The 25,185-nt window shown below is 68.5% G+C and carries 24 protein-coding genes; 19 read left to right on the top strand and 5 right to left on the bottom strand.

Translation table 11 applies throughout. From position 1 onward, the window contains the following. Positions 1–153: 153 nt before the first annotated feature. From WS49_RS28110 to WS49_RS28100, 3 genes are all read right to left on the bottom strand, one after another. Positions 154–735: a YceI family protein gene (locus WS49_RS28110; protein ID WP_059535372.1), complete on the bottom strand. Its 582-nt coding sequence runs from the start codon at positions 733–735 to the stop codon at positions 154–156. A 66-nt stretch (positions 736–801) separates the two neighbouring features. Then, complete coding sequence (locus tag WS49_RS28105; protein ID WP_059535517.1) at positions 802–1,362, bottom strand: YceI family protein; 561 nt, start codon at positions 1,360–1,362, stop codon at positions 802–804. 8 nt (positions 1,363–1,370) lie between these two features. Then, on the bottom strand, positions 1,371–1,931 hold the full coding sequence (locus WS49_RS28100) for a cytochrome b (protein WP_059535370.1): 561 nt from the start codon (positions 1,929–1,931) through the stop codon (positions 1,371–1,373). A gap of 259 nt (positions 1,932–2,190) precedes the next feature. Between WS49_RS28100 and WS49_RS28095 the strand changes: the two genes are divergently transcribed. From WS49_RS28095 to WS49_RS28060, 8 genes are all read left to right on the top strand, one after another. Beyond that, positions 2,191–2,856: a paraquat-inducible protein A gene (locus WS49_RS28095; protein ID WP_059535369.1), complete on the top strand. Its 666-nt coding sequence runs from the start codon at positions 2,191–2,193 to the stop codon at positions 2,854–2,856. Then, positions 2,853–3,482 (top strand): paraquat-inducible protein A, encoded by a 630-nt coding sequence (locus WS49_RS28090; protein ID WP_059535367.1) that lies wholly within the window; start codon positions 2,853–2,855, stop codon positions 3,480–3,482. The genes WS49_RS28095 and WS49_RS28090 overlap by 4 nt, the downstream gene beginning before the upstream one ends. Then, entirely contained in the window at positions 3,475–5,091 is a 1,617-nt protein-coding gene (locus WS49_RS28085) for a PqiB family protein (RefSeq protein WP_059535365.1), read from the top strand. Before WS49_RS28090 ends, WS49_RS28085 begins: the two co-directional genes overlap by 8 nt. Next, positions 5,091–5,837, top strand: a complete 747-nt coding sequence (locus tag WS49_RS28080; RefSeq protein WP_059535364.1) for a PqiC family protein — start codon at positions 5,091–5,093, stop codon at positions 5,835–5,837. The genes WS49_RS28085 and WS49_RS28080 overlap by 1 nt, the downstream gene beginning before the upstream one ends. A 523-nt stretch (positions 5,838–6,360) precedes the next feature. Then, positions 6,361–8,484 carry a site-specific recombinase gene (locus WS49_RS28075; RefSeq protein ID WP_059535362.1) on the top strand — a complete coding sequence of 708 codons (2,124 nt, stop codon included), beginning with the start codon at positions 6,361–6,363 and terminating at the stop codon, positions 8,482–8,484. A 165-nt stretch (positions 8,485–8,649) separates the two neighbouring features. Beyond that, complete coding sequence (locus WS49_RS28070; protein ID WP_059535360.1) at positions 8,650–9,948, top strand: THUMP domain-containing class I SAM-dependent RNA methyltransferase; 1,299 nt, start codon at positions 8,650–8,652, stop codon at positions 9,946–9,948. Positions 9,949–10,241: 293 nt separating this feature from the next. Then, a complete protein-coding gene (locus WS49_RS28065) occupies positions 10,242–10,658 on the top strand; it encodes a VOC family protein (protein WP_059535358.1) in 417 nt (138 codons plus the stop codon). 73 nt (positions 10,659–10,731) lie between these two features. Then, complete coding sequence (locus tag WS49_RS28060) at positions 10,732–11,418, top strand: helix-turn-helix transcriptional regulator (RefSeq protein ID WP_059535356.1); 687 nt, start codon at positions 10,732–10,734, stop codon at positions 11,416–11,418. 52 nt (positions 11,419–11,470) lie between these two features. On the opposite strand, the gene WS49_RS28055 is transcribed toward WS49_RS28060, so the two are convergent. Beyond that, a complete protein-coding gene (locus WS49_RS28055; RefSeq protein ID WP_059535354.1) occupies positions 11,471–12,394 on the bottom strand; it encodes a carbon-nitrogen hydrolase family protein in 924 nt (307 codons plus the stop codon). A gap of 79 nt (positions 12,395–12,473) precedes the next feature. On the opposite strand from WS49_RS28055, the gene WS49_RS28050 reads away from it, so the two are divergent. The 4 genes from WS49_RS28050 to WS49_RS28035 all read left to right on the top strand — a co-directional run bounded on the left by WS49_RS28050 (position 12,474) and on the right by WS49_RS28035 (position 17,004). Further along, positions 12,474–13,394 (top strand): LysR family transcriptional regulator, encoded by a 921-nt coding sequence (locus WS49_RS28050; RefSeq protein WP_059535352.1) that lies wholly within the window; start codon positions 12,474–12,476, stop codon positions 13,392–13,394. 187 nt (positions 13,395–13,581) lie between these two features. Then, positions 13,582–14,091: an NUDIX hydrolase gene (locus WS49_RS28045; protein WP_059535350.1), complete on the top strand. Its 510-nt coding sequence runs from the start codon at positions 13,582–13,584 to the stop codon at positions 14,089–14,091. After that, complete coding sequence (gene mnmA, locus WS49_RS28040) at positions 14,088–15,266, top strand: tRNA 2-thiouridine(34) synthase MnmA (RefSeq protein WP_059535349.1); 1,179 nt, start codon at positions 14,088–14,090, stop codon at positions 15,264–15,266. Before WS49_RS28045 ends, mnmA begins: the two co-directional genes overlap by 4 nt. A 118-nt stretch (positions 15,267–15,384) precedes the next feature. Next, a complete protein-coding gene (locus WS49_RS28035; protein WP_059535347.1) occupies positions 15,385–17,004 on the top strand; it encodes an FMN-binding glutamate synthase family protein in 1,620 nt (539 codons plus the stop codon). A gap of 91 nt (positions 17,005–17,095) precedes the next feature. On the opposite strand, the gene WS49_RS28030 is transcribed toward WS49_RS28035, so the two are convergent. Then, on the bottom strand, positions 17,096–17,707 hold the full coding sequence (locus tag WS49_RS28030) for a glutathione S-transferase family protein (RefSeq protein WP_059535515.1): 612 nt from the start codon (positions 17,705–17,707) through the stop codon (positions 17,096–17,098). 188 nt (positions 17,708–17,895) lie between these two features. On the opposite strand from WS49_RS28030, the gene WS49_RS28025 reads away from it, so the two are divergent. The 7 genes from WS49_RS28025 (at position 17,896) to ruvA (ending at position 25,092) form a co-directional block, all read left to right on the top strand. Then, a complete protein-coding gene (locus WS49_RS28025) occupies positions 17,896–19,293 on the top strand; it encodes an aminopeptidase P N-terminal domain-containing protein (protein WP_059535345.1) in 1,398 nt (465 codons plus the stop codon). A gap of 100 nt (positions 19,294–19,393) precedes the next feature. Continuing rightward, on the top strand, positions 19,394–20,581 hold the full coding sequence (locus WS49_RS28020) for a UbiH/UbiF/VisC/COQ6 family ubiquinone biosynthesis hydroxylase (protein ID WP_059535343.1): 1,188 nt from the start codon (positions 19,394–19,396) through the stop codon (positions 20,579–20,581). Between the two features lie 144 nt (positions 20,582–20,725). After that, on the top strand, positions 20,726–21,793 hold the full coding sequence (dusB, locus tag WS49_RS28015; RefSeq protein WP_059535341.1) for a tRNA dihydrouridine synthase DusB: 1,068 nt from the start codon (positions 20,726–20,728) through the stop codon (positions 21,791–21,793). Next, complete coding sequence (locus WS49_RS28010; protein WP_006476892.1) at positions 21,790–22,023, top strand: Fis family transcriptional regulator; 234 nt, start codon at positions 21,790–21,792, stop codon at positions 22,021–22,023. The genes dusB and WS49_RS28010 overlap by 4 nt, the downstream gene beginning before the upstream one ends. A gap of 44 nt (positions 22,024–22,067) precedes the next feature. Beyond that, positions 22,068–23,633, top strand: coding sequence for a bifunctional phosphoribosylaminoimidazolecarboxamide formyltransferase/IMP cyclohydrolase (gene purH / locus WS49_RS28005; RefSeq protein WP_059535339.1), 1,566 nt, complete (start codon positions 22,068–22,070; stop codon positions 23,631–23,633). Positions 23,634–23,784: 151 nt separating this feature from the next. Beyond that, the gene (gene ruvC / locus WS49_RS28000) at positions 23,785–24,327 is read left to right on the top strand and encodes a crossover junction endodeoxyribonuclease RuvC (protein ID WP_059465409.1); all 543 of its coding nucleotides are present in this window, start codon (positions 23,785–23,787) and stop codon (positions 24,325–24,327) included. A 183-nt stretch (positions 24,328–24,510) separates the two neighbouring features. Then, a complete protein-coding gene (gene ruvA, locus WS49_RS27995) occupies positions 24,511–25,092 on the top strand; it encodes a Holliday junction branch migration protein RuvA (protein ID WP_059451998.1) in 582 nt (193 codons plus the stop codon). Positions 25,093–25,185: the final 93 nt, after the last annotated feature.

Genomic DNA, 25,185 nt, shown 5'->3' with positions numbered 1-25,185 from the left:
CGTTGTATCCGGCGCGCCGGTTCTCGCGCCGCGAGCTGCGCCGACGATTATAGGCGCGCAAAAAAAACCGCCGCGCCCCCTGAAAACGGGAGCGCGGCGGCTGGCTCGCGACGGGCCGGCGGCGTGACGCGGCGGCCGGCCCGGTCGGGCGCGTTACTGCTGCTTGACGGCTTCGGCCGTGATCAGCAGCTTCGTCTTCATCTTGAAGCCGTACTGCTTGCCGTAGTCGAGGCCGAAATCGTCGCGGCTGAATTCGCCGACCGCGTCGACGCCGCACACTTCGCGCTTGAGCATCGGATGCGGCATGCACTTGAACGAATCGATCTTCAGCGTGACCGGCTTCGTGACGCCGTGCAGCGTCAGGTTACCGACCACCGACACCGGCTTGTCGCCGTCGAACTTGATGGCGCCCTTGTAGTTCGCCTGCGGGAACTTGGAGACGTCGAAGAACTCGGCCGTCTGCAGGTGCTCGTCGAGCTTCGCGCTGCCCGTGTGGATCGACGCGATGTCGGTCGTCACGTCGACCGTACCGGTCTTCGCCGCGCGGTCGAGCGTCACGGTGCCGCTCGACTTGTCGAATTTACCGCGCCAGACCGACAGGCCGCCGAAGTGGTCGGCCTCGAAGCTCGGGTACGTATGGCTCGGGTCGAACTGGTACGTCGCGCTGTCGGCGAATGCCGAGAACGACAGCGAAGCGGCCAGCGCGCCCGCGGCGATGATCAGATGCTTTTTCAAACGATTTCTCCTTGGAACAGCGCCGCGCCCTCGCGCGGCATTCGGGGTGATGCGACAGCCCGCCGCTTACTTCGTGGCGACGAGATGGAACTTGATCTGCACTTCATCTGCGACGATCGACGTGTCCTTCCACTCGCCGGTGCCGACGTTGAACGCCGAACGCTTGATCGGCAGCACGCCGTCGAAGGTCTGCGTCGCGCCGCTCTGCGTGACCGTGACGGGCACCGTGACGGTCTCGGACTTGCCCTTGATCGTCAGCTTGCCGGTCACGTTGTACTTGTTGCCGCCCGCCGGCGCGATCGCCGACGACGCGAAGGTCGCCTGCGGATACGCCTTCGCGTCGAACCAGTCCTTGCCCGCGACCTGGTCGTTGTACATCTTGTCGCCGAGGTCGAAGCTCGCGATGTCGATCGTCATTTGCGCGCTGCCCTGCGCGGCCTTGGCCGGGTCGAACTTCACCTGCGCGGAGAACTTCTTGAATGCGCCTTCGGTCGGCACGTTCATCTGCTTCGACACGGCGGACACCTTGCTCTTCGCGAGATCGACGTCGGCGTGCGCCGCGGCCGACGCGACAAGTGACACCGCGGCGAACGCGGTCAGCATGGAGCGGGAGAAAGACACTTTCATGGGATCCTTCATTTGGCGGAGGGAAGCATCCGCGACAGCAGGCCGTCGCGGTCCAACAACTGGTGCTTGAACGCCGCGAGCACGTGCATGGCGACGAGCGCAAGCAGAATGTAATTCAAAGACACGTGCAGCGTCTTGAAGGTTTCCTTCAGCGCAGGATCGGGATCGATCAGGCGCGGCAGCGGCACGATGCCGAGATAGACGACCGGGATGTTCGACGCGGAGCTGTACAGGTAGCCCGTCACCGGAATCACGATCATCAGCGCGTACAGCAGCATGTGCACGCCGTGCGACACCGCACGCTGCCACGCCGGCGTGCCGCCCGGCAGCGGCGGCGGCACGTGGGTCGCGCGCCACAGCACGCGCACGACGGCCAGCGCGAACACCGTCACGCCGATCCACTTGTGCCACGAGAAGTACTTGAGCTTCGTCGGCGTGAAGCCGGGGATGTCGGTCATCACCCAGCCGAGTGCGAAGCCGCAGACGATCAGCAGCGCGATCAGCCAGTGCAGCGCGATCGCGGTGTGCGCGTAGCGTGCCGGCGCGGCCGGCGGCGATTTCGATGCCATCGTGGATTCCTCAGTTGAGCGAACGGCTGCGCCGGTAAATTCGTCCGACGCTTGTCAAGGCCGCCATGCTACCGCAACCTTTTGTCACGCGCGGACTCTGAGGACAGGCGCGCCAGCCCGCTGTCAGGTTTGCGCCATGTTACCGCCCGGTCACCCGGCAACCGGGCGTTGACACGCCGAAAAAGCCGTTTTGGTAAGATTGGCGCGGGTTCCGGCCCCGTCGACGTGTTCCCCCGCCCGTCGCACCACCGCCTTTTCCATGCAACGACACGACCTGATTGCCTGCCACGAATGCGACGCACTGTTGCATAAACCGCGCCTGAGCGGTCGCGAAATCGCGCGCTGCCCGCGCTGCGACGCGCTGCTCTATCGCAACAGCACCACGCAGATCGAGCGCATCAGCGCGCTTGCGGTCGCGGCGCTCGTCACGTTCGTCATCGCGCAGGCGTTCCCGATCCTCGAAATGGACCTCAACGGCACCCGCGTGCAGACGACGCTGATCGGCGCGATCGACGCGCTGTGGCATCAGGGCATGGAGGCCGTCGGCGTGATGGTGTTCTGCTCGACCGTGCTGTTCCCGCTCGTCGAGATGGCCGCGCTGCTTTACGTGCTGCTGCCGATCCGGCGTGGCGTCGTGCCGCCGGGCCTCAACTTCGTGCTGCGCACGATCCAGCTCGTGCGGCCGTGGGGGATGATCGAGGTGTTCATGCTCGGGATCGTCGTGACGATCGTCAAGATGGTGAGCCTCGCGCGCGTCGTGCCCGACGCCGCGCTGTTCGCGTTCGGCGCGCTCACGCTGATGACCGCCGTCGTGCTGATGTTCGATCCACGCACGCTGTGGGACATCGCCGACGACCTGCGCGCCGGGCGCTCGCCCGCCTCGCCCGACGGCACCACTCCGCCGCCGCAAGCGCCCCGCCAATGACGATGCCGACCGCCGCCCGCGAGGGCTACGCCAGCTGCCACGCATGCGGGCTCGTGCAGACGATCGACCGTCCGCACGCGCATTGCGCGCGCTGCGGCAGCACGCTTCACTTCCGCACGCCGAACAGCATCATGCGCACGTGGGCGCTGCTGATCGCGGCCGCGATCCTCTATATTCCGGCGAACCTGCTGCCGATCATGCGCACGTCGTCGATCGTCGGCTCGCAGGAGGACACGATCATGAGCGGCGTCATCTATTTCTGGACGTCCGGCGACTGGCCGCTCGCGGTCGTCGTGTTCGTCGCCAGCATCCTCGTGCCGATGCTCAAGCTCGGCGTACTGACGCTCCTCGTCGGCACCGCGCAGCGGCGCACCGTATGGCGGCCGCTGCAGCGCACGCGCCTGTACCGGATCGTCGAGCGGATCGGCCGCTGGTCGATGCTCGACATCTTCGTCGTGACGCTCACCGTCGCGCTCGTCCATTTCCGTTCGCTCGCCGTCATCACGGCCGGCCCCGGCGCGCTCGCGTTCGGCTCGGTCGTGATCCTGACGATGCTCGCGTCGATGCAGTTCGATCCCCGCCTGATCTGGGATCCAGTCGAAACCTCAGGGAAACACCATGAATAGTCCGCAAGGCCCGCAGCAAGACGCGTCCCGGCCGCCCGATCCGGCGATCTCGACGAAAAGCGGCTGGCTGCCGTCGCTCGTCTGGCTCGTGCCGCTGATCGCCGCGTTGATCGGTATCGGCCTCGTGATCAAGTCCGTGCGCGAGCGCGGCCCGGAAGTCTCGATCAGCTTCCACAGCGCGGAAGGGCTCGAGCCGGGCAAGACGCAGGTCAAGTACAAGGACGTCGAGATCGGCATGGTCAAGACGATCAAGCTGTCGAAGGACCTGTCGCGCGTGCTCGTCCAGGTGCAGTTGAAGAAGGAGGCCGAGGACTTCGCGGTCAAGGGCTCGCGCTTCTGGATCGTGCGTCCGCGCGTCGGCGCGACCGGCGTGTCGGGCCTCGGCACGCTGCTGTCGGGCGCGTACATCGGCGTCGATGCCGGCCACGGGCAGGACACGCAGACCGACTTCACCGGCCTCGAGACACCGCCGGCCGTGACCGGCGACCAGAAGGGCACGCAGTACGTGCTGCGCGGCGATTCGCTCGGCTCGGTCGACATCGGCTCGCCCGTCTACTACCGCCGCGTGCCGGTCGGCCAGGTGGTCGGCTTCTCGCTCGACAAGGACGGCACGGGCGTCACGTTCAACGTGTTCGTCAATGCGCCGTACGACCAGTACGTCGGCGTGAACTCGCGCTGGTGGCAGGCGAGCGGCGTCGACCTGCGGCTCGATTCGAGCGGCCTGAAGCTGAACACGCAGTCGCTCGCGACGGTGATCCTCGGCGGCATCGCGTTCCAGACGCCGCCGAACCAGGACAGCGGCGCGACGGCGCCGAACAACACGACCTTCCGCCTCGGCTCCGACGAGACGGACGCGATGCGCGATCCGGACGGCCAGCCGCTGCAGGTCGTGATGAACTTCAACCAGTCGCTGCGCGGGCTCGCGGTAGGCGCGCCGGTCGACTTCCGCGGCATCGTGCTCGGCGAAGTGACGAACATCGGCATCGACTTCGATCCGAAGACCAAGAACTTCCTGATGCCGGTGACGATGAACGTGTATCCGGAGCGGCTCGGCCCGCGCTTCCGCGAAACGATCGAGAGCAAGGGCGAAGCGGGCCGCCGCGAGATCGTCGAGCGCCTCGTCAGGCACGGGCTGCGCGGCCAGCTGCGCACCGGCAACCTGCTGACGAGCCAGCTGTACGTCGCGCTCGACTTCTTCCCGAAGGCGCCGGTCGTGAAGATCGACGCGGCACGCCAGCCGCTCGAGCTGCCGACCGTGCCGAACACGCTCGACGAACTGCAGCTGCAGGTCGCCGACATCGCGAAGAAGCTCGACAAGGTGCCGTTCGACCAGATCGGCGCGAACCTGAACAGCGCGCTGTCGAACGCCGACAAGCTGTTCAAGCAGCTCGACACGCAGGTCGCGCCGGAAGCGCGCGACACGCTGTCGGCCGCGAAGCAGACCTTCTCGACCGCCGAGGCGACGCTGCAGCAGGATTCGCCGCTGCAGTCCGACGTGCGCGGCGCGCTGAAGGAACTCACGCGCACGCTGCAATCGCTGAACGCGCTCGCCGACTATCTGGAGCGCCATCCCGAATCGCTGCTCAAGGGCAAGCCAGGAGATCAATAATGACGACGACACGCGTGAACATCCTCGCGAGCGGCGCGGCGGCAGTCTTCGCCGCGCTCGCGCTCGCCGCGTGCAGCTCGCCGCCCGCGCGGTTCTATACGCTGAGCCCGGCCGACGCCGCCGCGCCCGTACGCACCGCGCCCGCCAACCCGTCGTTCCTGATCGAGGTGCCGTCCGTCGGCGTGCCCGAGCAGGTCGCGAAGAACCAGCTCGTCGTGCAGAAGAACGCCGCGCAGGTCGACGTGCTCGAGCAGGAGCGCTGGGCCGCGCCGCCCGCCGACGAAATCCGCCGCGCGTTGTCCGACGACCTCGCCGCGCAGCTCGGCACGATCGACGTCGCGAATTCCGCGTATCCGGCCGGCGTGCCCGTCTATCGGATCAGCGTGAACGTGCAGCGCTTCGAGTCGTGGCCCGGCAAACGCGCGGCGATCGATGCGGTGTGGAGCGTGCGCGCGCTCGGCACGCAGGCCGTGATGACGTGTCGCACGAGCGTCGCGGAGCCGGTCGCCGACGGCTACGACGCGCTCGTCGCGGGCCACCGGCGCGCGCTCGACGTGATCGCATCGCAGGCCGCGTCCGGCGTGCGCGCGATGGCCGCGCGGCGCGGCGCCGCGGCTGCGTCGACCACCTCGACGACCGCATCCGGCAAGGCAACGGCCGCCGCGCCCGCGGTGCCCGCCGTGCCCTGCCCGGCCGGTCCGACACCCGGCGACGACGCGGGCGCGACCGGCAAGTCCGGCGCGTAAGCGCGACGCGCGGGCCGGCGTCCGACGCATGCGCGCGGTGCGGCCGCACTCGGCACGCGCCGCCCGATAGACGTCGCCGGCATCGATCCGAGTGCGCGCACAACCGCGCACGCGAACCTGCCGCCCTCGCCGCCCTTGCCGCCCTCGCCGCTTCGGCCGACGCTGCCCGGCATCCATCGGCCGGACGGCGGGTTTGCACTGTTTGTCAAAATCCGCCGGAACCGGCACCACGCAATACGGTCGGCTTGCGTTTTCGCGCCCGATTGACGATCCTACGCACTTTCCGGCTCGCGCCGCTCGTCGTGCGCGCCCGCCGGCGGCGATCCGCCCGTCGTGTCCGGTCCGATCGCCGCGTCTCCCGGGGCGCGCATGCGTGTCCGCGTGCACCGCACCGGGGCAGCCGCATCGCGGGTCGCCGCGCGTCGTCCGGCCACCCGGCCAGCCTCACCGTTCTCCCCGGCGCCGCGCCGTGTTCCGGCCGGCATCCCGAACCCGCCCGTCCAGGGCTTTCGCTATTCCGTTTATGTTTCGTTCCCTGACGACCCTGATCAAGAAGTGGCGCGCGTCGCGCAATGCGGGCCACCAGCTCGATGCGCTGCTCGCGCATGCCGACGCGGACGCGCCGTACGCCGAGCGCAGCGAATGGCTGATCGAGCTCGCGCACTGGCTGCGCCGCAACGGCGCGATGCAGGTCGCGCACGACGCGCCGGCCGAACGCGACGCCGACGCGCGCGCGTATCCGGCGCACGCGCGGCTGCGCTACCTGTTCCACGTGCTGGACCGCAATCCGGCATGGAAATCGCACGCCGCACGCATCCTGCGCGGGATCCTGCGCGAATGCGACGGCATCTCGCTGCTCTGCGACGCGGGCATGCCCGTGCATTCCGGCTTCTTCGGCGCGCTGTTCGAGCGCATCGACACGTCGCTGATCCCGCCCGCGCCGAACCGCCGCGAACTGACGGCGCTGTTCACGCTGATGTTCCCGACGCCCGAAGACGTGCAATGGATCGAGGCGCTGCCCGACGACCTGCTCGCGCGCCTCGCCGAGCTGATCTCGTTCGACGTCACCGACGAAGAGCGCCACGAGCCCGGCTCGTTCTCGCGCGATCTGCTCGCCGCGCTGCACAACCTGACCTGCCAGATCAGCTCGACCGGCCTGTCGCAGACGGTGCGCAACCGCCTGTCCGACGACGACGCACGCAAGCCGCTCGAAACGCAGCCGTTCTATCGGCTCACGCGCGCGATGCTCGCGGTCGAGACCGCGCACGCGGCCGTCGAGGACGGCGGCGACCCGAGCAAGCTGCTGCACGAGGTGAACTACCTGCGCGTGCTGCTCGACGAATGCCGGATCGCCGTCGACGACGTGTTCGCGCACCTGTACCGCAACGGCGTGTCGGTCGACATCGTGTTCCAGGTCGAACGCATGCGCATGCGCATCCTGCGCGCGGAAATGCTGCTCAACGCGTGGATGGCACGCGACGACCTGCGCGGGATGGCGCGCCTGACGGCCGAGCTCGTCGACGCGAACCAGAACAGCCAGAGCGTGTCGCACCTCGTGCGCAGCAACTTCTCGCTGTTCGCGCGCAAGCTCGTCGAGACCAACGCGGACACCGGCGAGCACTACATCTCGCGCGGCCGCGCCGAGTACCTGAAGATGCTGCGGATGGCCGCGGGCGGCGGGCTCGTCACCGTCGTGACCGTGTGCGTGAAGTTCGCGATCACCGGCGCGCACCTGCAGTCGATGCTCGAAGGGCTGCTCGCGGGCGTCAACTACGCGGCGAGCTTCATGCTGATGCACTTCCTGCACTTCACGCTCGCGACCAAGCAACCCGCGATGACCGCGCCGACGCTCGCGCGCGAGCTCGACGACACCGGTCACGAGGCAGGCGTGAAGGCGTTCGTGGCATCGGTGATCGCGCTGATCCGCACGCAGGCCGCGGCGATTTCCGGCAACGTGCTCGTCGTGCTGCCCGTGTGCCTGCTGGTGCAGCTGTTCTCGAGCAACCTGATGCACGCGAACCTGATCTCGCCGGAGAAGGCGCACGCGACGCTGCACTCGTTCTCGCTGCTCGGCCCGACGCCGCTCTATGCGGCGCTGACCGGCGTGCTGCTGTGGGCGTCGAGCCTGCTCGCGGGCTGGGCCGACAACTGGTTCGTGCTGCATCGGGTCGGCGACGCGCTGACGTACAACCGGCGGCTGCGGCTCACGCTCGGTGCGTCGGGTGCCGCGAAACTCGCGCATTTCTGTCGCTCGAACGTCGCGGGCGTGGTCGCCAACGTGGGTCTCGGCCTGATGCTCGGCTTGGTTCCGGCGATCGTCACCGTGTTCCTGTTCCCGTTCGAGGTGCGCCACGTGACGCTGTCGGCCGGGTCGATCGGGATCGCGCTCGGCGTGCTCGGCAAGGGCGCGCTCGGCACGCCCGAGCTGTGGTGGGCCTGCGCCGGCGTCCTGAGCATGGCGATCCTCAACGTGCTCGTGAGCTTCGCGCTCGCGTTCACGATGGCCGTGCGCTCGCGCAGCCTGCGCCGCACCAAGGTGCGCGCGCTGGTCGGCGCGATCGTCCGCACGGTGCTGTCGAAGCCGTCCGCGCTGTTCTGGCCGGCCGGCACCCCGGCCGCGCGTGCCAGCCAGCCGGGCTCGCACTGATCCTTCGACGGCGGCGGGCCATCCGGGCGCGCGCCGCCGCACGGGCCCGCCGGCTCGCCGTCGCGGCCGGCGCGCCGGCGCCGGCGTCCCGAATCGGATGCAACGCCGGCTCCGGCCGCTCGCGCCGCGTACAATAGTGGACTTTTGCACGTCCTCACCCGCCTTATGTCCTCGCCCACCCTGTACGAATTCTTCGCTCCCTGCCCGCGCGGCCTCGAAGCGGCGCTTGCCGCCGAGCTGGCCGAAATCGCCGGCCGACATCTGGACGGCGCGCCGTTCACCGCGGGCGCGCAGGTGCCGGGCGGCGTTCATTTCCGCGGCGGCTGGGCCGCCGGCATGGCCGCGAACCTCCATTCGCGGATCGCGAGCCGGATCCTGCTGAAGATCGCGCACCGCCCGTACCGCACCGAGCAAGACGTCTACGCGCTCGCGCTCGAGCAGCCATGGGAACGCTGGTTCGCATCGACGCAGACGCTGCGCGTCGACATCACCGCGATCAAGTCGCCGCTGAAGAGCCTCGAATTCGCGACGCTGCGCGTGAAGGACGCGATCTGCGACCGGATGCGCGACAAGACCGGCGCACGCCCGAGCATCGACACCGGCGCGCCGGACGTGCGCGTATTCGCGTTCCTGACGGCCACCGAGTGCACGCTGTACCTCGATACGTCAGGCGAGCCGCTGTTCAAGCGCGGCTGGCGCCTCGACAAGGGCGCGGCCCCGCTGCGCGAGAACCTCGCGGCCGGCATCCTGCGCCTGACGGGCTGGACGCCCGGCACGCCGCTGTACGACCCGATGTGCGGCAGCGGCACCTTCCTCGCGGAAGCCGCGCAGATCGCGCTCGGCGTCGCACCGGGCGTCGAGCGCCGGTTCGGCTTCGAAAAGCTCAAGCAGTACGACATCACCGCATGGCAGGGCCTGAAGGTCGCGGCGCTCGACGCGAAGCGCGCGGCGCGCGGCAAGCGCGATTCGCTCGGCGTGTACGGCAGCGACATCTCGGGCGACATGCTCGAGAAGGCGCGCGCGAACCTCGAGCGTGCGGGCGTGCCGTCGGTGTGGCTCAAGCAGGTCGACGCGCGCGGGATGACGCCGCCGTGCGACGGCCCGGGCATCATCCTCGCGAACCCGCCGTACGGCGAGCGGATCGAGGTACGCGGCCGCAGCGCGCGCGGCGAGGTGCGCGAGACCGGCCGCAACCGCGGCAACGACGACGCCTTCCGCCGCACGCACACCGACGCGCCGGACAGCGAATTCTTCAACGCGCTGGGCGATGCGCTCAAGCAGCGCTTCACGGGCTGGCAGGCGTTCCTGCTGACGTCGGACCGGTCGCTGCCGGGCCAGTTGCGCCTGCGCGAATCGGCGAAGACGCCGCTGTTCAACGGCGCGCTCGAATGCCGGCTGTTCCGCTTCGACCTGATCGCCGGTAGCGTGAAGGCACGCCCGGCCGCGCCGGAAGGCGACGCCTGACACGCGAGACGGCCGCCGCGGCCGCCTGCTGACACCCCACGACGCCCGGCCTGTGCCGGGCGTTTTTCTTTCCGCCGCACCCACGCAGGCGGACGCCCCGCGTGCCGCCCCGCCACCCGCGCGCCGATGCGCTTCCCGCTCCGCCCTTACCCGCCCAGGCCGTCAGGTTCGCCCTTTTGTCAGCACCGCCACGACTACTGACAGCACGCTGTCAGCAGCCCCCGATCACACTGCAATCCCGGCGCAATGCAAGGCTGGTTTCCATCAAGAACCCGAACAACAAGGAGCTCGTCATGACGTCCGCAACTGCAACTGCAACCGAAACCGCAACCCTGGAACGCGCGATCGCGTGGTTCGACATCCCGTCCCTCGATTTCGACCGGGCGATCCGTTTCTACGAAACCGTGCTGCAGACGACGCTGCAGCGCGAAGTCATCGGCGGCGTGCCGATGGCCGTGTTCGATCACGAAGCGTCGAGCACGGGCGGCAGCATCGTGTTCGATCCGCAGCAGATGAAGCCGAGCGCGAACGGCGTGCTCGTGTACCTGAACGCCGGGGAATCGGTCGTGGCGGCGCTCGAACGCGCGAAGCGCGCAGGCGGCGTCGTGCAGGGCTCGGTCGTCGAGCTGCCGAACAACTACGGCTACATCGGCTACCTGATCGATACCGAAGGCAACCGCGTCGGCCTGCACGCACCGAAATGCCACTGAGCGCATCCACGATCCGGCCGGCACGGCGCTATCATCGCGAAGTCCCCGTAGCCGTTGGAGTCGAGGTTCAGCCATGACGCGCCGTGCCGACCGCCTGTTCCAGATCGCCGAGCTGCTGCGCGGGCGTCGTCTCACGACCGCGCAGCAGCTCGCCGACTGGCTGTCGGTATCGCCGCGCACGGTCTATCGCGACGTGCGCGACCTGCAACTGTCAGGGGTGCCGATCGAAGGCGAAGCCGGCATCGGCTACCGGCTGAACCGCAACGCGAGCCTGCCGCCGCTCACGTTCACGGCCGAGGAGCTCGCGGCGCTCGCGGCCGGCGCGCGGATGCTCGAGACCTGGGGCGGCGCGCGCTTCGCGGGTGGCGCGCGTTCGGCGCTCGCGAAGATCGCGTCGGCGATGCCGGCCGACAAGCGCACCGCGCTCGATCGGCTGCCGGTGTTCGCGCCGTCATTCCACATCGACGAGACGTTCTGCGCGAAGGTCGACGCGATCCACCAGGCGGTCGACACGCATCACATCGTCAGCTTCGACTACCGCGACCGGCTCGGCGCGCACACGAAGCGCCGTGTATGGCCGCTCGGGCTCGTCTACTGGGGCGGACGCTGGACGATCGGCGCGTGGTGCGAGCTGCGCGACGACTTCCGCACCTTCGACATCGCGCGGATGGGCGACATCACCGTGCACGAGCAGTTTCCGGACATGGAAGGCCGGCGCATCGCCGACTACATGCGGATCGCGGAAGCGCCGATGCGCTGACGCGCGCCGCCGCCATTCGCATGCCGGGGCGTCCGCGCCCCGGCAACGCCCGTCATTCCCCGAACACGACCGGCCGCTTCGGCCGCTCGTCGACATGCAGCGAAAACACGTCGGGGCGCGCATAGTGCCCGACCACGTCGAAGTCGTAACGCGCACGCACGAGCTCGTCCGTATCGATGCGCGCGGTCACGAGCCCGGCCTCGCCGATCAGCGGCTCCGTCAGCAGGTCGCCGAGCGGCCCGACGATCACGCTGCCGCCGCGGATCAGCGGCCGCTCGGGATCCCAGCCCGGCACGTCGATGCCGAGCGCGCGCGGCGACGGCTGCACCTGGCACGCGCTCACGACGAAGCAGCGCCCTTCGTGCGCGATGTGCCGCATCGAGCTTTGCCACAGGTCGCGCTCGTCGACGGTCGGCGCGCACCAGATCTGCACGCCTTTCGCATACATCGCGCAGCGCAGCAGCGGCATGTGGTTCTCCCAGCAGATCGCGGCGCCCGCACGGCCCGCGGCCGTGTCGATCACCGGCAGTGTCGAGCCGTCGCCCTGCCCCCAGATCAGCCGCTCGGTGCCGGTCGGCATCAGCTTGCGGTGCTTCGCGACGAGCCCGTCGCGCGGATCGAAGAACAGCGCCGTGCAGTACAGCGTGCTGCCGCCACGCTCGATCACGCCGACCACGAGGCTCGCGCCCGTGCGCTGCGACAGCGCGGCCAGTTCGTCGGTTTCGGGCCCCGGCACGTCGATCGCCTGCGCGGCGTAGCGCGCATACGCGTCGCGGCCCTCGGGCAGCCGGTAGCCGAGCCGCGTGCCGAAGATCTCGCCCTTCGGATAGCCGCCGAGCACGGCCTCGGGCAGCACGACGAGCGACGCGCCGCTATCGCGGATCGCGGCTTCGTAGCCGAGGATCGTGTCGAGCGTGGCGCGCGTGCCGGCGGGCGATGCGCCGATCTGCAGCGCGGCGATGACTGAGGTGGACATGAAGGCGTCTCCGGTGAGTGGGTGACGCCATCTTTATCGATATCATTTCATCGATCAAATCGATAAAACGATAACTGACATGAATACGGATGATATCGCCGCACTCGACCTGAATCTGCTGAAGGTGTTCGAGGCGCTGTACGAGGAAGGCGGCGCGAGCCGCGCGGCGCTGCGGCTCGGCCTCACGCAATCGGCGGCGAGCGCGGCGCTCGCGCGGCTGCGCGTGATCTACGCCGATCCGCTGTTCGTGCGCACCGGCCGCGGGCTCGCGCCGACGCCGCGCGCGGACGAACTGAAGCCGATCCTCTCCGACGCGCTCGACCGCTGCCGCGCAAGCCTCGCGATCGCGGCCGACGGCGGCGAGCGGGTCGGCCGTACGATTTCGATCGGGCTGTCGGACGACTTCGAGATCGCGCTCGGCCGCGCGCTGATCGACGCGGTCGCCCGCGAAGCCGCGGGCATCCGGCTGATCTTCCGGCAGACGCACAGCGGCATCGCGGGCGACGCGCTGCTGCGGCACGGCGTCGATCTCGCGATCGCGTCGGGCGGGTTCTCGGCGAACGGGCTGAGCCGGCGCGCGGTCGCGACGGGCGGCTACGCGTGCCTGATCGATCCGGCCGGCCGCGCACACGCGCCGCGCACGCTCGCGCTCGCCGATTTCGTGCAGCGCGACCATCTGCTCGTGTCGTCGGGCGGCGTGATCGGGATCGTCGACGAAGCGCTGGCCGCGCTCGGACACAAACGGCGCGTCGCGGCATCGACCACGCATTTCGCGGCGCTGCCGTACCTGCTCGCCGGCTCCGACGCGGTGGCGACGATTCCGGCGCACGCGGCTCGCGCGATCGCGCAGGCGACGTCGCTGCGCGCGCTCGCGTGCCCGGTCGAGCTGCCGCGCTACCCGGTGGAAATCGGCTGGCGCACGAGCACGCAGCGCGACCCGGCGATCGTGCGCGTGCGGGATACGATCGCCGCCTGCGTCGCGACGATCGTCGCACCGTGAAAAACGGGGCGCGATTCGGCGCGTGACGGTCGGACCGCCCTGGCTGGCCGCCAGCCTGGGCAGGCGGCGCTGCCGGAACGCGTCGCGGCGATCGGGCAGACCCGTTGCCGCCACAAGAACGACCGGGGTCGGATTCGTCTAACCTGATGCCGGCAGCGTCGGGGCGCAACCGGTAAAATGCCGAACCATGAAACCCGAAATCTGGACCCCGCATGTGACCGTCGCGGCGCTCGTCGAGCGTGCCGGTCGCTTTCTCGTGATCGAGGAAGAAACCTCGACGGGCCTGCGCATCAACCAGCCGGCCGGCCATCTCGAAGCCGGCGAGACGCTCGCCGACGCCGTGATCCGCGAGACGCTCGAGGAAACCGCGCATCCGTTCGTGCCCGACGCGCTCGTCGGCGTCTATCTCGCGCACTACGACCGCCCCGATAGCGCCGGTGCGACCTACCTGCGCTTCACGTTCTGCGGCACGGCCGGCGAGCCGCTGCCGGGCCACATGCTCGACGACGGCATCGTCCGCACGCTGTGGATGAGCGCCGACGAATTGCGCGCGTGCAGCGAGCGCCACCGCTCGCCGGCGGTGATGCGCTGCGTCGACGACTATCTCGCCGGGCGGCGCATTCCGCTCGATTTCGTGCACACGCATTCGGTCGCGCCGCGCCCGGAAGCATTCGACCGTCAGGCGGTAAACAAATGAGCAAGCGCCGTGTAGTAGTGGGCATGTCGGGCGGCGTCGATTCGTCGGTGACCGCGTGGCTGCTGAAGGAACAGGGGTACGACGTGGTCGGCCTGTTCATGAAGAATTGGGAAGACGACGACGACGGCGAATACTGCTCGACGCGCCAGGACTGGATCGACGTGGTGTCGGTGGCCGACCTGATCGGCATCGACGTGGAAGCCGTGAACTTCGCGGCCGAATACAAGGACCGCGTGTTCGCCGAATTCCTGCGCGAATATTCGGCCGGCCGCACGCCGAACCCGGACGTGCTGTGCAACGCCGAGATCAAGTTCAAGGCGTTCCTCGACCACGCGATGTCGCTCGATGCGGAAATGATCGCAACCGGCCACTACGCGCGCGTGCGCGAGCGCGACGGTCGCTTCGAACTGCTGAAGGCATTCGATCATACGAAGGACCAATCGTACTTCCTGCACCGGCTGAACCAGGCGCAGCTGTCGAAGACGATGTTTCCGCTCGGCGAGATCCCGAAGACGAAGGTGCGCGAGATCGCCGCGCAGATCGGCCTGCCGAACGCGAAGAAGAAGGACTCGACAGGCATCTGCTTCATCGGCGAACGGCCGTTCCGCGACTTCCTGAACCGCTATCTTCCGACGAAACCCGGCCCGATGAAGACGCCCGACGGCAAGGTGGTCGGCGAGCACATCGGCCTCGCGTTCTACACGTTCGGCCAGCGCAAGGGCATCGGCCTCGGCGGCAGCAAGGACGGCAGCGGCGAACCGTGGTTCGTCGCGGCGAAGGACATCGCGTCGAACACGCTGTACGTCGTGCAGGGCCACGACCACCCGTGGCTGCTGTCGCGCGAGCTCGTCGCCGGCAACGTGAGCTGGGTCGCGGGCGAGCCGCCGGCCGACGGCTTCTCGTGCGGGGCGAAGACGCGCTACCGGCAGGCCGATGCGGCCTGCACGTTCGGCCGGGCCGCGTTCGGCCGGGCCGCGCTCGATCAGGCCGACGGCGAGCGCTTCTCGCTCGCGTTCGACGACGCGCAATGGGCGGTCACGCCGGGCCAGTCGGCCGTGCTGTACGACGGCGAGATCTGCCTCGGCGGCGGCATCATCGAGTTCGCGGCCACCGGCCAGCCCGGCCAGACGGCGCCGGCGGCAACGCACGCGGGCGCGCTCGCGGAAGCACGCTGACATCCATTCGGTTTAGACTTGCGGCACGCCGCGCCCGGCGGAACACGATTCCGCCGCGGCCGGTGCGCCGCCGCGCAGCGTACGCATGGCGGCATTTCAAGATGCTTACGGAGCCCCCATGCTTTCACGACGCTACCTCGCGATGTGGTGTGCCGTCCTGCTGCTCGTTGCCGCGGCCGCACTCGCGTCGATCCACGTGCTTTCCTGGCTGTGGATCATCCTCCCCGTCGCCCTCGTCGCCCTCGGCCTGTACGACCTGAACCAGGACCGCCACGCGATCCTGCGCAATTACCCGCTCTGGGGCCATTTCCGCTTCCTGTTCGAGTTCATCCGCCCCGAGATCCGCCAGTATTTCGTCGAGGACGACACCGACGAGAAGCCGTTCTCGCGCGCGCAGCGCAGCCTCGTCTACCAGCGCGCGAAGAACGTCGCCGACAATCGCCCGTACGGTACCGAGCTGAACGTGAAGGCCGTCGCGCACGAATGGATCAGCCACTCGCTCGCGCCGACGAAGCTGCCGAACCATGACTTCCGCATCCGGGTCGGCGCGAGTCGCGCGCAGCCGTACGACATCTCGATCTTCAACATCTCGGCGATGAGCTTCGGCTCGCTGTCCGCGAACGCGATCCGCTCGCTGAACCTCGGCGCGAAGAAAGGCGGATTCGCGCACGACACCGGCGAAGGCTCGCTGTCGAAGTACCACCGCGAGAACGGCGGCGACATCATCTGGGAAATCGCATCCGGCTACTTCGGCTGCCGCAACGACGACGGCACGTTCAATCCGGACAAGTTCGCGAAGCAGGCCGCCGATCCGCAGGTCAAGATGATCGAGATCAAGCTGTCGCAAGGCGCGAAGCCGGGCCACGGCGGCGTGCTGCCGGCCGCGAAGATCACGCCCGAGATCGCCGAAACACGCGGCGTGCCGATGGGCAAGGACTGCATCTCGCCCGCGACGCACTCGGAATTCTCGACGCCGCGCGGGCTGCTCGAATTCGTCGAGCGGCTGCGCACGCTGTCCGGCGGCAAGCCGACCGGCTTCAAGCTGTGCATCGGCCATCCGTGGGAATTCTTCGGGATCGCGAAGGCGATGGTCGAGACGGGCATCGTGCCGGACTTCATCGTCGTCGACGGCGCGGAAGGCGGCACCGGCGCGGCGCCGCTCGAATTCACCGACCACGTCGGCGTGCCGCTGCAGGAAGGGCTGCTGCTGGTGCACAACACGCTCGTCGGCATCGGCGTGCGCGACCGCGTGAAGATCGGCGCGAGCGGCAAGATCATCACCGCGTTCGACATCGCGCGCACGCTCGCGATCGGCGCGGACTGGGTGAATTCGGCGCGCGGCTTCATGTTCGCGGTCGGCTGCATCCAGGCGCAGCACTGCCACACCGACCGCTGCCCGACCGGCGTCGCCACGCAGGACCCGGTGCGCCAGCGCGCCATCGTCGTGCCCGACAAGGCCGAGCGCGTGTACAACTTCCACCGCAATACGCTGCATGCACTGCAGGAACTCGTGCAGGCGGCCGGCCTCGGCCATCCGTCCGAGCTGCGCGCGCATCACATCGTGCAGCGGGTCGCGCCGCACGAGGTGCGGCTGATGTCGCAGCTGCTGAAGTACCTGAAGCCCGGCGCGCTGCTCGACGGCCAGACCTGCGGCTATACGCTGTACGACAAGTGGTGGCCGATCGCGCGCAGCGATTCGTTCGTGCTCGGCGAAACCGTTTACGCGTCGATCGAGTGACGCGATCGCCAGCCGCCGGGCGGCTCGCCATGAGAAAAGCGCCCCGCGGGGCGCTTTTCTTTTGTCTGCGCGATCCGCCGCCGGCGGTCGGTCAGCCCTGCGGCAGCGTGTCGACGAACGTCTGCCGCTGCGACAGCTTCACGAAATGCTTGTCGAGGTTCGGATGGCGATCGCGCCAGTCGAGTTCGGGCATCCGGAAGTCGAGGTAGCCGAGCGCGCAGCCGAGTGCGATGTCGGCGAGCGTGTAATGATTGCCGACGCACCACGTCTTGCCGCCGATGCCCTGCGACATCGCGACGAGCGCGTCGTCGATCTTGCGCTGCTGACGCGCGATCCAGCTCGCGCTGCGCTGCGCTTCGTCGCGCAGCGTGTGTTCGAGACGAATCGCCACGGCCGCGTCGAGCACGCCGTCACCCAGCGCTTCCCAGCACCGCACTTCGACACGTTCGCGCCCCGACGGCGGAATCAGCTTGCCGACCGGCGACAGCGTATCGACGTATTCGCAGATCACGCGGGAATCGAACACCGCGGCACCATCCTCCATCACGAGACACGGGACCTTGCCGAGCGGATTCGATGCATGAATGTTCGTATCCGGCGCCCACACGTTCTCGAGCTCCAGCTTGTAGTCGATCTTCTTTTCAGCAAGCACGATCCGCGCCTTTCGGACGTACGGGCTGCTGAGCGAACCGATTAATTTCATCATCTGCCTTTTTAAGGGAACCGCCGAGAGTATACGTTGTCGCCGATCATAACCGGCCGGCGTGGCCGGGCAGAAAATCTGCCCGTCCGGCCTGTGGATGGTTTGCAACAGCCGTCGCCGAGCCCCGCCCGGCGCGGCTTGCAGCCGCGCCTCTCACACAGCGCGTCCGGCGGCGCTACAATCGCACGATGAATGCGCCCCTCGATACCGCCATCGCCGTCGACGTCTACCGCCAGCGCCGCGAACGCGTGCTTGCCGCACTGCGCGCCGCGGGCGGCGGCGTCGCCATCGTTCCCACCGCGCCGGAAATGCTGCGCAACCGCGATACGGCCTTCCCGTACCGGCATGACAGCTACTTCCACTACCTGACGGGCTTCACCGAGCCGGATGCCGTGCTCGTGCTGAACGCCGCCGGGTCGCAAGGCACGCCGGAATCGATCCTGTTCTGCCGCGCGAAGAATGCCGATCGCGAGATCTGGGAAGGTTTCCATTACGGGCCCGAGGCCGCGCGCGATGCGTTCGGCTTCGACGCGGCCTACGCAGTCGACGTGATCGACACCGAAATGCCGCGCCTGCTCGCCGATGCGGGCACCGTGCACTATCGGTTCGGCGCCTCGGCCGAGTTCGACCGCCAGCTCGCCGGCTGGATCGATGCGGTGCGCGCGCAGGCGCGCACGGGTGTCGCCGCGCCGGACGCGCTGCTCGACCTCACGCCACTCGTCGACGACATGCGGCTCGTGAAGGACGAACACGAACTCGCGATCATGATGCGCGCCGCGCACATCTCCGCGCTCGCGCACCGTCGTGCGATGCAGGTGTGCCGCCCGGGGATCCGCGAATACGAACTCGAGGCCGAGCTGCTGTACACGTTCCGCAAGCATGGCGCGCAGGCGCCCGCGTATGGCTCGATCGTCGCGGCCGGCGCGAACGCGTGCGTGCTGCACTACCCCGCCGGCAACGCGGCCGCGCGCGACGGCGACCTGATCCTGATCGATGCCGCGTGCGAACTCGACGGCTACGCGTCGGACATCACGCGCACGTTCCCGGCCAACGGGCGCTTCTCGCCCGCGCAGCGCACGCTGTACGACATCGTGCTCGCCGCGCAGCAGGCCGCAATCGACGCGACGCGCGCGGGCGTGTCGTTCGAGGCGCCGCACGACGCGGCCGTGCGCGTGCTGGCGCAAGGGCTGCTCGATACGGGCATCATCCCGAAGACGCGCTTCTCGAACGTCGACGACGTGATCGCCGAGCGCGCATACGCACGCTTCTACATGCACCGCACCGGCCACTGGATCGGCATGGACGTGCACGATTGCGGCGACTATCGCGAACGGCTCGCCGCGCGCGACGCCGACGGCGCGTTGCCGTGGCGCACGCTGAAACCCGGCATGACGCTTACCGTCGAGCCGGGCCTGTACGTGCGGGCCGCCGACGACGTGCCGTCCGAATACTGGAACATCGGCATCCGCATCGAGGACGACGCGATCGTGCGCGAGCACGGTTGCGAGCTGATCACGCGCGACGTGCCGGTGGCGGCCGCCGAGATCGAGGCGCTGATGCGCGCGGGCGCGGCGCACGGCGCGTGAGCGTGCCGCAGGTTGCCCTCGCCCCGCTGTCGAGCCACCGTCGACTCGCTGTTGACCGCCGTTAACCGCTGTTGACCGTTACCCCGTTTCACGAACACTGATGACGACCGCTTCCTCCCCGGCCACGCCGGACTACGATCTCGCCATCGTCGGCGCCGGCCCCGTCGGGCTCGCGCTCGCCGGCTGGCTCGCCCGCCGCAGCGCGACGCAGCACGCGTCGATCGCGCTGATCGACGCGCGCGAGCCGGCCGCGAGCGCGAACGACCCGCGCGCGATCGCCGTATCGCACGGCAGCCGCGTGCTGCTCGACACGCTCGGATGGCCGGGCGACGCGACGCCGATCGAACACATCCACGTGTCGCAGCGCGGCCATTTCGGCCGCACGCTGATCGACCGCGACGAGCACGACCTCGCCGCGCTCGGCTACGTCGTGCGCTACGGTTCGATCGTGCAGGCGCTCGCGCAGGCCGTGCGCGGCACGCGCGTCGACTGGCTCACGTCGACCACCGCGCGCACGCCGCAACAGGACGCCGACGGCGTCACGCTGACGCTCGACGGTCCGCAAGGCGAGCGCACGCTGCGCGCGCGCATCGTCATCAACGCCGAAGGCGGGCTGTTCCACGAACAGCAGGCCGACACCGGCAAGCATCGCCGCGACTACGGTCAGACCGCGATCGTCGGCACGGTCACGGTCTCGGCGCCGCGCCCGAACGTCGCATGGGAACGCTTCACGCACGAAGGCCCGCTCGCGCTGCTGCCGCTTGGCGGTCCGCGCCAGGCCGAGTATTCGCTCGTATGGTGCTGCACGCCCGACGAAGCGGCCCGCCGCGCCGCCCTTCCCGACGACGCGTTCCTGCGCGAACTCGGCGCTGCCTTTGGCGAGCGGATGGGGCAGTTCGTCGCGATCGCGGGGCGCGCCTCGTTCCCGCTCGGACTGAACGCGGCACAAACGCTCGTCAACGGGCGCATTGCGATCGTCGGCAACGCCGCGCAAACGCTGCATCCGGTCGCCGGCCAGGGGCTCAATCTCGGGCTGCGCGATGCGCATACGCTCGTCGACGCGCTGTCCACCCAAGGCTTCGAACCGACCGCGCTCGCAACCTTCAACGCGCGGCGTGCACTCGACCGGCGCTTCACGATCGGCGCGACCGACACGCTCGCGCGGTTGTTCACGGTCGACACCGGTCCCCTTCCGCTGTTGCGCGGCGCGGCGCTCACCGCGCTCGAATTCGTACCGCCGCTGAAGAAGGCGATCGCGCGCCAGATGATGTTCGGCCAGCGCAACTGACGCGCGGCGCGGCGCGCGTTGCGTCTCATCGGCGCCGTGCAAACCGGGTCAAATCGGCGGGGCATGGGAATACGGTAAAATGCGCGTTTTCCCTCCGCCCTTTTTTGCCCGCGACGCCCGGCGCTCGCGGGCGGTGCCATTGCGATGCCCGTTATCGGCCCTCACGTATTGCGTAACAACCTGTTCGTCGCCCCGATGGCCGGGGTGACGGATCGCCCGTTCCGCCAGCTGTGCAAGCGGCTGGGGGCCGGATACGCCGTGTCCGAGATGGTCGCGTCCAATGCGCAGCTGTGGAAGAGCGCGAAGACGATGCGGCGAGCGAACCACGAAGGCGAAGTCGAGCCGATCGCGGTGCAGATCGCCGGCGCCGATCCGGCGATGATGGCCGAAGCCGCCCGATACAACGTCGACAACGGCGCGCAGATCATCGACATCAACATGGGCTGCCCGGCGAAGAAGGTCTGCAACGTCGCGGCCGGCTCCGCGCTGCTGCAGAACGAGCCGCTCGTGCAGCGGATCGTCGAGGCCGTCGTCGCGGCGGTCGGCACGGGGCCGGATGCGGTCCCCGTCACGTTGAAGATCCGCACCGGCTGGGATCGCGAGCACAAGAACGCGATCACGGTCGCGCGCCTCGCCGAGGCGGCCGGCATCTCGATGCTGACCGTGCACGGCCGCACGCGCGCCGACCTCTACCGCGGCGACGCGGAATACGACACCATCGCGGCCGTGAAGGCGGCCGTGCGCATCCCGGTCGTCGCGAACGGCGACATCACGTCGCCGGCGAAAGCGAAGGCCGTGCTCGACGCAACCGGCGCCGACGCACTGATGATCGGTCGTGCCGCGCAAGGCCGGCCATGGCTGTTCCGTGAAATCGATCATTTCCTGCAAACCGGCGAGCTGCTGCCCCCGCCGCGGATCGACGAGATCCAGCACGTGATGAACGAACACCTGGAAGACCACTACGCGTTCTATGGTGAATTCACCGGCGTCCGTACTGCGCGCAAGCACATCGGCTGGTACACTCGCGGCCTTTCCGGTGCCAACGGGTTCCGGCACAGGATGAACACGCTCGATTCCACCCGCGAGCAGCTCGCCGCCGTCAATGCATTCTTCGACGCGCAAAAGGCGCTGTCGGACCACCTCGTCTACGTCGATGACGAAGAGGAAAACGGCCAGGGCGAGTCGGACGACCATAACCAGTTAGCAGCATGAGCAAGCACAACATCGAACAATGTGTCCGCGAGAGCCTGGACGTGTATTTCCGGGATCTAGACGGCTCCAATCCGCACGACGTCTATGAAATGGTGATGTCCTGCGTCGAAAAGCCGATGCTCGAGGTCGTGCTCGTACAGGCCGGCGGCAACCAGTCGCTCGCCGCCGAGTACCTCGGCATCAATCGCAATACGCTGCGCAAGAAGCTGCAGCAGCACGGCCTGCTGTAGGCAGCCGTCCCGTCCCCGTTTCCCTGGCTATTGGTGGTTCCATCATGATCAAGCAAGCGCTCATTTCCGTTTCCGACAAGACCGGCATCGTCGACTTCGCGAAGTCGCTGTCCGACCTCGGCGTCAAGCTGCTGTCGACCGGCGGCACCGCGAAACTCCTCGCCGACGCGGGCCTGCCCGTTACCGAAGTGGCCGACTACACGGGCTTTCCGGAAATGCTCGATGGGCGCGTGAAGACGCTCCACCCGAAGGTGCACGGCGGCATCCTCGCCCGCCGCGACCTTCCCGAGCACATGCAGGCGCTGGAACAGCACGGCATCCCGACGATCGACCTGCTGGTCGTGAACCTGTATCCGTTCGTCGCGACGATCGCGAAGGACGACTGCACGCTCGCCGACGCGATCGAGAACATCGACATCGGCGGCCCGACGATGCTGCGCTCGGCCGCGAAGAACCACCGCGACGTGACGGTCGTCGTCGATCCGGCCGACTATGCGGTCGTGCTCGACGAAATGAAGGCGAACGGCAACGCGATCGGCTACGCGACCAACTTCCGCCTCGCGACCAAGGTGTTCGCGCACACGGCGCAATACGACGGCGCGATCACGAACTACCTGACGAGCCTGACCGACGAGCTGCAGCACGCATCGCGCAGCGCGTACCCGGCCACGCTGAACATGGCGTTCGACAAGGTGCAGGACCTGCGCTACGGCGAGAACCCGCACCAGAGCGCAGCGTTCTACCGCGACCTCGCGGCACCGGCCGGCGCGCTGGCGAACTACCGCCAGCTGCAGGGCAAGGAACTGTCGTACAACAACATCGCAGATTCGGACGCGGCGTGGGAATGCGTGAAGACGTTCGACGCGCCGGCCTGCGTGATCATCAAGCATGCGAACCCGTGCGGCGTCGCGGTCGGCAACGACTCGGCCGATGCGTACGCGAAGGCATTCCAGACCGACCCGACGTCGGCGTTCGGCGGCATCATCGCGTTCAACCGCGAAGTCGACGAGACGGCCGCGCAGGCGGTGGCGAAGCAGTTCGTCGAAGTGCTGATCGCGCCGTCGTTCTCGGACGCCGCGAAGCAGGTGTTCGCCGCGAAGCAGAACGTGCGCCTGCTCGAAATCGCGCTGGGCGACGGTCATAACGCGTTCGACCTGAAGCGCGTGGGCGGCGGCCTGCTCGTGCAGTCGCTCGATTCGAAGAACGTGCAGCCGAGCGAACTGCGCGTCGTCACGAAGCGTCAACCGACCGCGAAGGAAATGGACGACCTGCTGTTCGCATGGCGCGTCGCGAAGTACGTGAAGTCGAACGCGATCGTGTTCTGCGGCAACGGCATGACGCTCGGCGTCGGCGCCGGCCAGATGAGCCGCGTCGATTCCGCGCGCATTGCGAGCATCAAGGCACAGAACGCGGGTCTTACGCTGGCCGGCTCGGCCGTTGCGTCGGATGCGTTCTTCCCGTTCCGCGACGGTCTCGACGTCGTCGTGTCGGCTGGCGCGACCTGCGTGATCCAGCCGGGCGGCTCGATGCGCGACGACGAAGTGATCGCGGCGGCCGACGAACACGGCATCGCGATGGTCCTGACGGGCGTGCGTCACTTCCGTCACTGATCGCACGCGGCCCGCGCGGCCGGTGCATGCAAACCCGGCGGCATCGCACCCGCCGGGTTTTTTATTGCGCAGCGCCGGCGCATACGACCATGCGACCAGCACCGCACACCATTCGTTGTAGTATCGCTGCATCAGGTTTTTCTCCTCACTCATGCGAATTCTCGGCATCGACCCCGGCCTGCGCGTCACCGGCTTCGGCATCATCGACGTCAGCGGCCATCGGCTCGCCTATGTCGCGAGCGGCGTGATCCGCACGCCAACGGCCGACCTGGCCACCCGACTCGGCACGATCTTCCAGGGCGTATCGACGCTCGTGCGCGAACACGCGCCCGACCAGGCCGCGATCGAGCAGGTGTTCGTCAACGTGAACCCGCAGTCGACACTGCTGCTCGGTCAGGCGCGCGGCGCCGCGATCTGCGGGCTCGTCGCCGGCGGCTTGCCGGTGGCCGAATACACCGCACTGCAACTGAAGCAGGCCGTCGTCGGTTACGGCCGCGCGACCAAGTCGCAGATGCAGGAGATGGTGACGCGGCTGCTCAATCTCACGGGCCAGCCCGGCAGCGACGCGGCCGATGCGCTCGGGATGGCGATCTGCCATGCGCACAGCGGTAATACGCTCGGCACGATCAGCGGCCTCGCGCCGGCGCTCGCGAAAAAGGGGCTGCGGGTGCGGCGCGGACGGCTCGTCGGCTGACGCAAACGGCACGCATGTCTACGGCGGGTCGTGCATTGCGCCTGCGACCGCCCTGCCCGCCCGATCGCCTCATCGCCCTGCATCACGCACGCGTGTCGCATCACCCCGACCTGAAGGCCAACCCATCGGCATCGCGCCGCACCTGCGCTACACTCGCGCTTTCCTCCTCGCTTCCCGCCATCCATGATCGGTCGCATCGCCGGCATCCTGCTCGAAAAGAACCCGCCCCACCTGCTCGTCGACTGCAACGGCGTCGGCTACGAGATCGACGTGCCGATGAGCACCTTCTACAACCTGCCGCAGACCGGCGAGCGCGTCGTGCTGCTCACGCAGCAGATCGTGCGCGAGGACGCGCACCTGCTGTACGGCTTCCTGACACCACAGGAGCGCACGACCTTCCGCGAACTGCTGAAGATCACCGGTATCGGCGCGCGCATGGCGCTGGCCGTGCTCTCCGGCATGAGCGTGCAGGAGCTCGCGCAGGCGGTGACGATGCAGGACGCCGCACGTCTCACGCGCCTGCCCGGCATCGGCAAGAAGACCGCCGAGCGCCTGCTGCTCGAGCTGAAGGGCAAGCTCGGCGCGGACCTCGGTGCGCTCGCCGGCGCCGCATCCCAGTCCGATCACGCGACCGACATCCTCAACGCACTGCTCGCGCTCGGCTACTCGGAAAAGGAAGGCCTCGCCGCGATCAAGAACGTGCCGGCCGGCACCGGCGTGTCCGAGGGCATCAAGCTCGCGCTCAAGGCATTGTCGAAGGCGTAACACCCGCCCGAACCGGCTTTCGGAGCCAGTGTCGCGCCGCCGTGCGGCGCGCACCAGTCGGCCGTTCGGCCAGTTCGACCGCGTGACCGCGCG

The organism is Burkholderia sp. RF7-non_BP4, assembly GCF_001521935.1.
GTDB classification, from domain to species: domain Bacteria; phylum Pseudomonadota; class Gammaproteobacteria; order Burkholderiales; family Burkholderiaceae; genus Burkholderia; species Burkholderia diffusa.
This window is presented reverse-complemented; position numbering and strand designations above follow the sequence as displayed.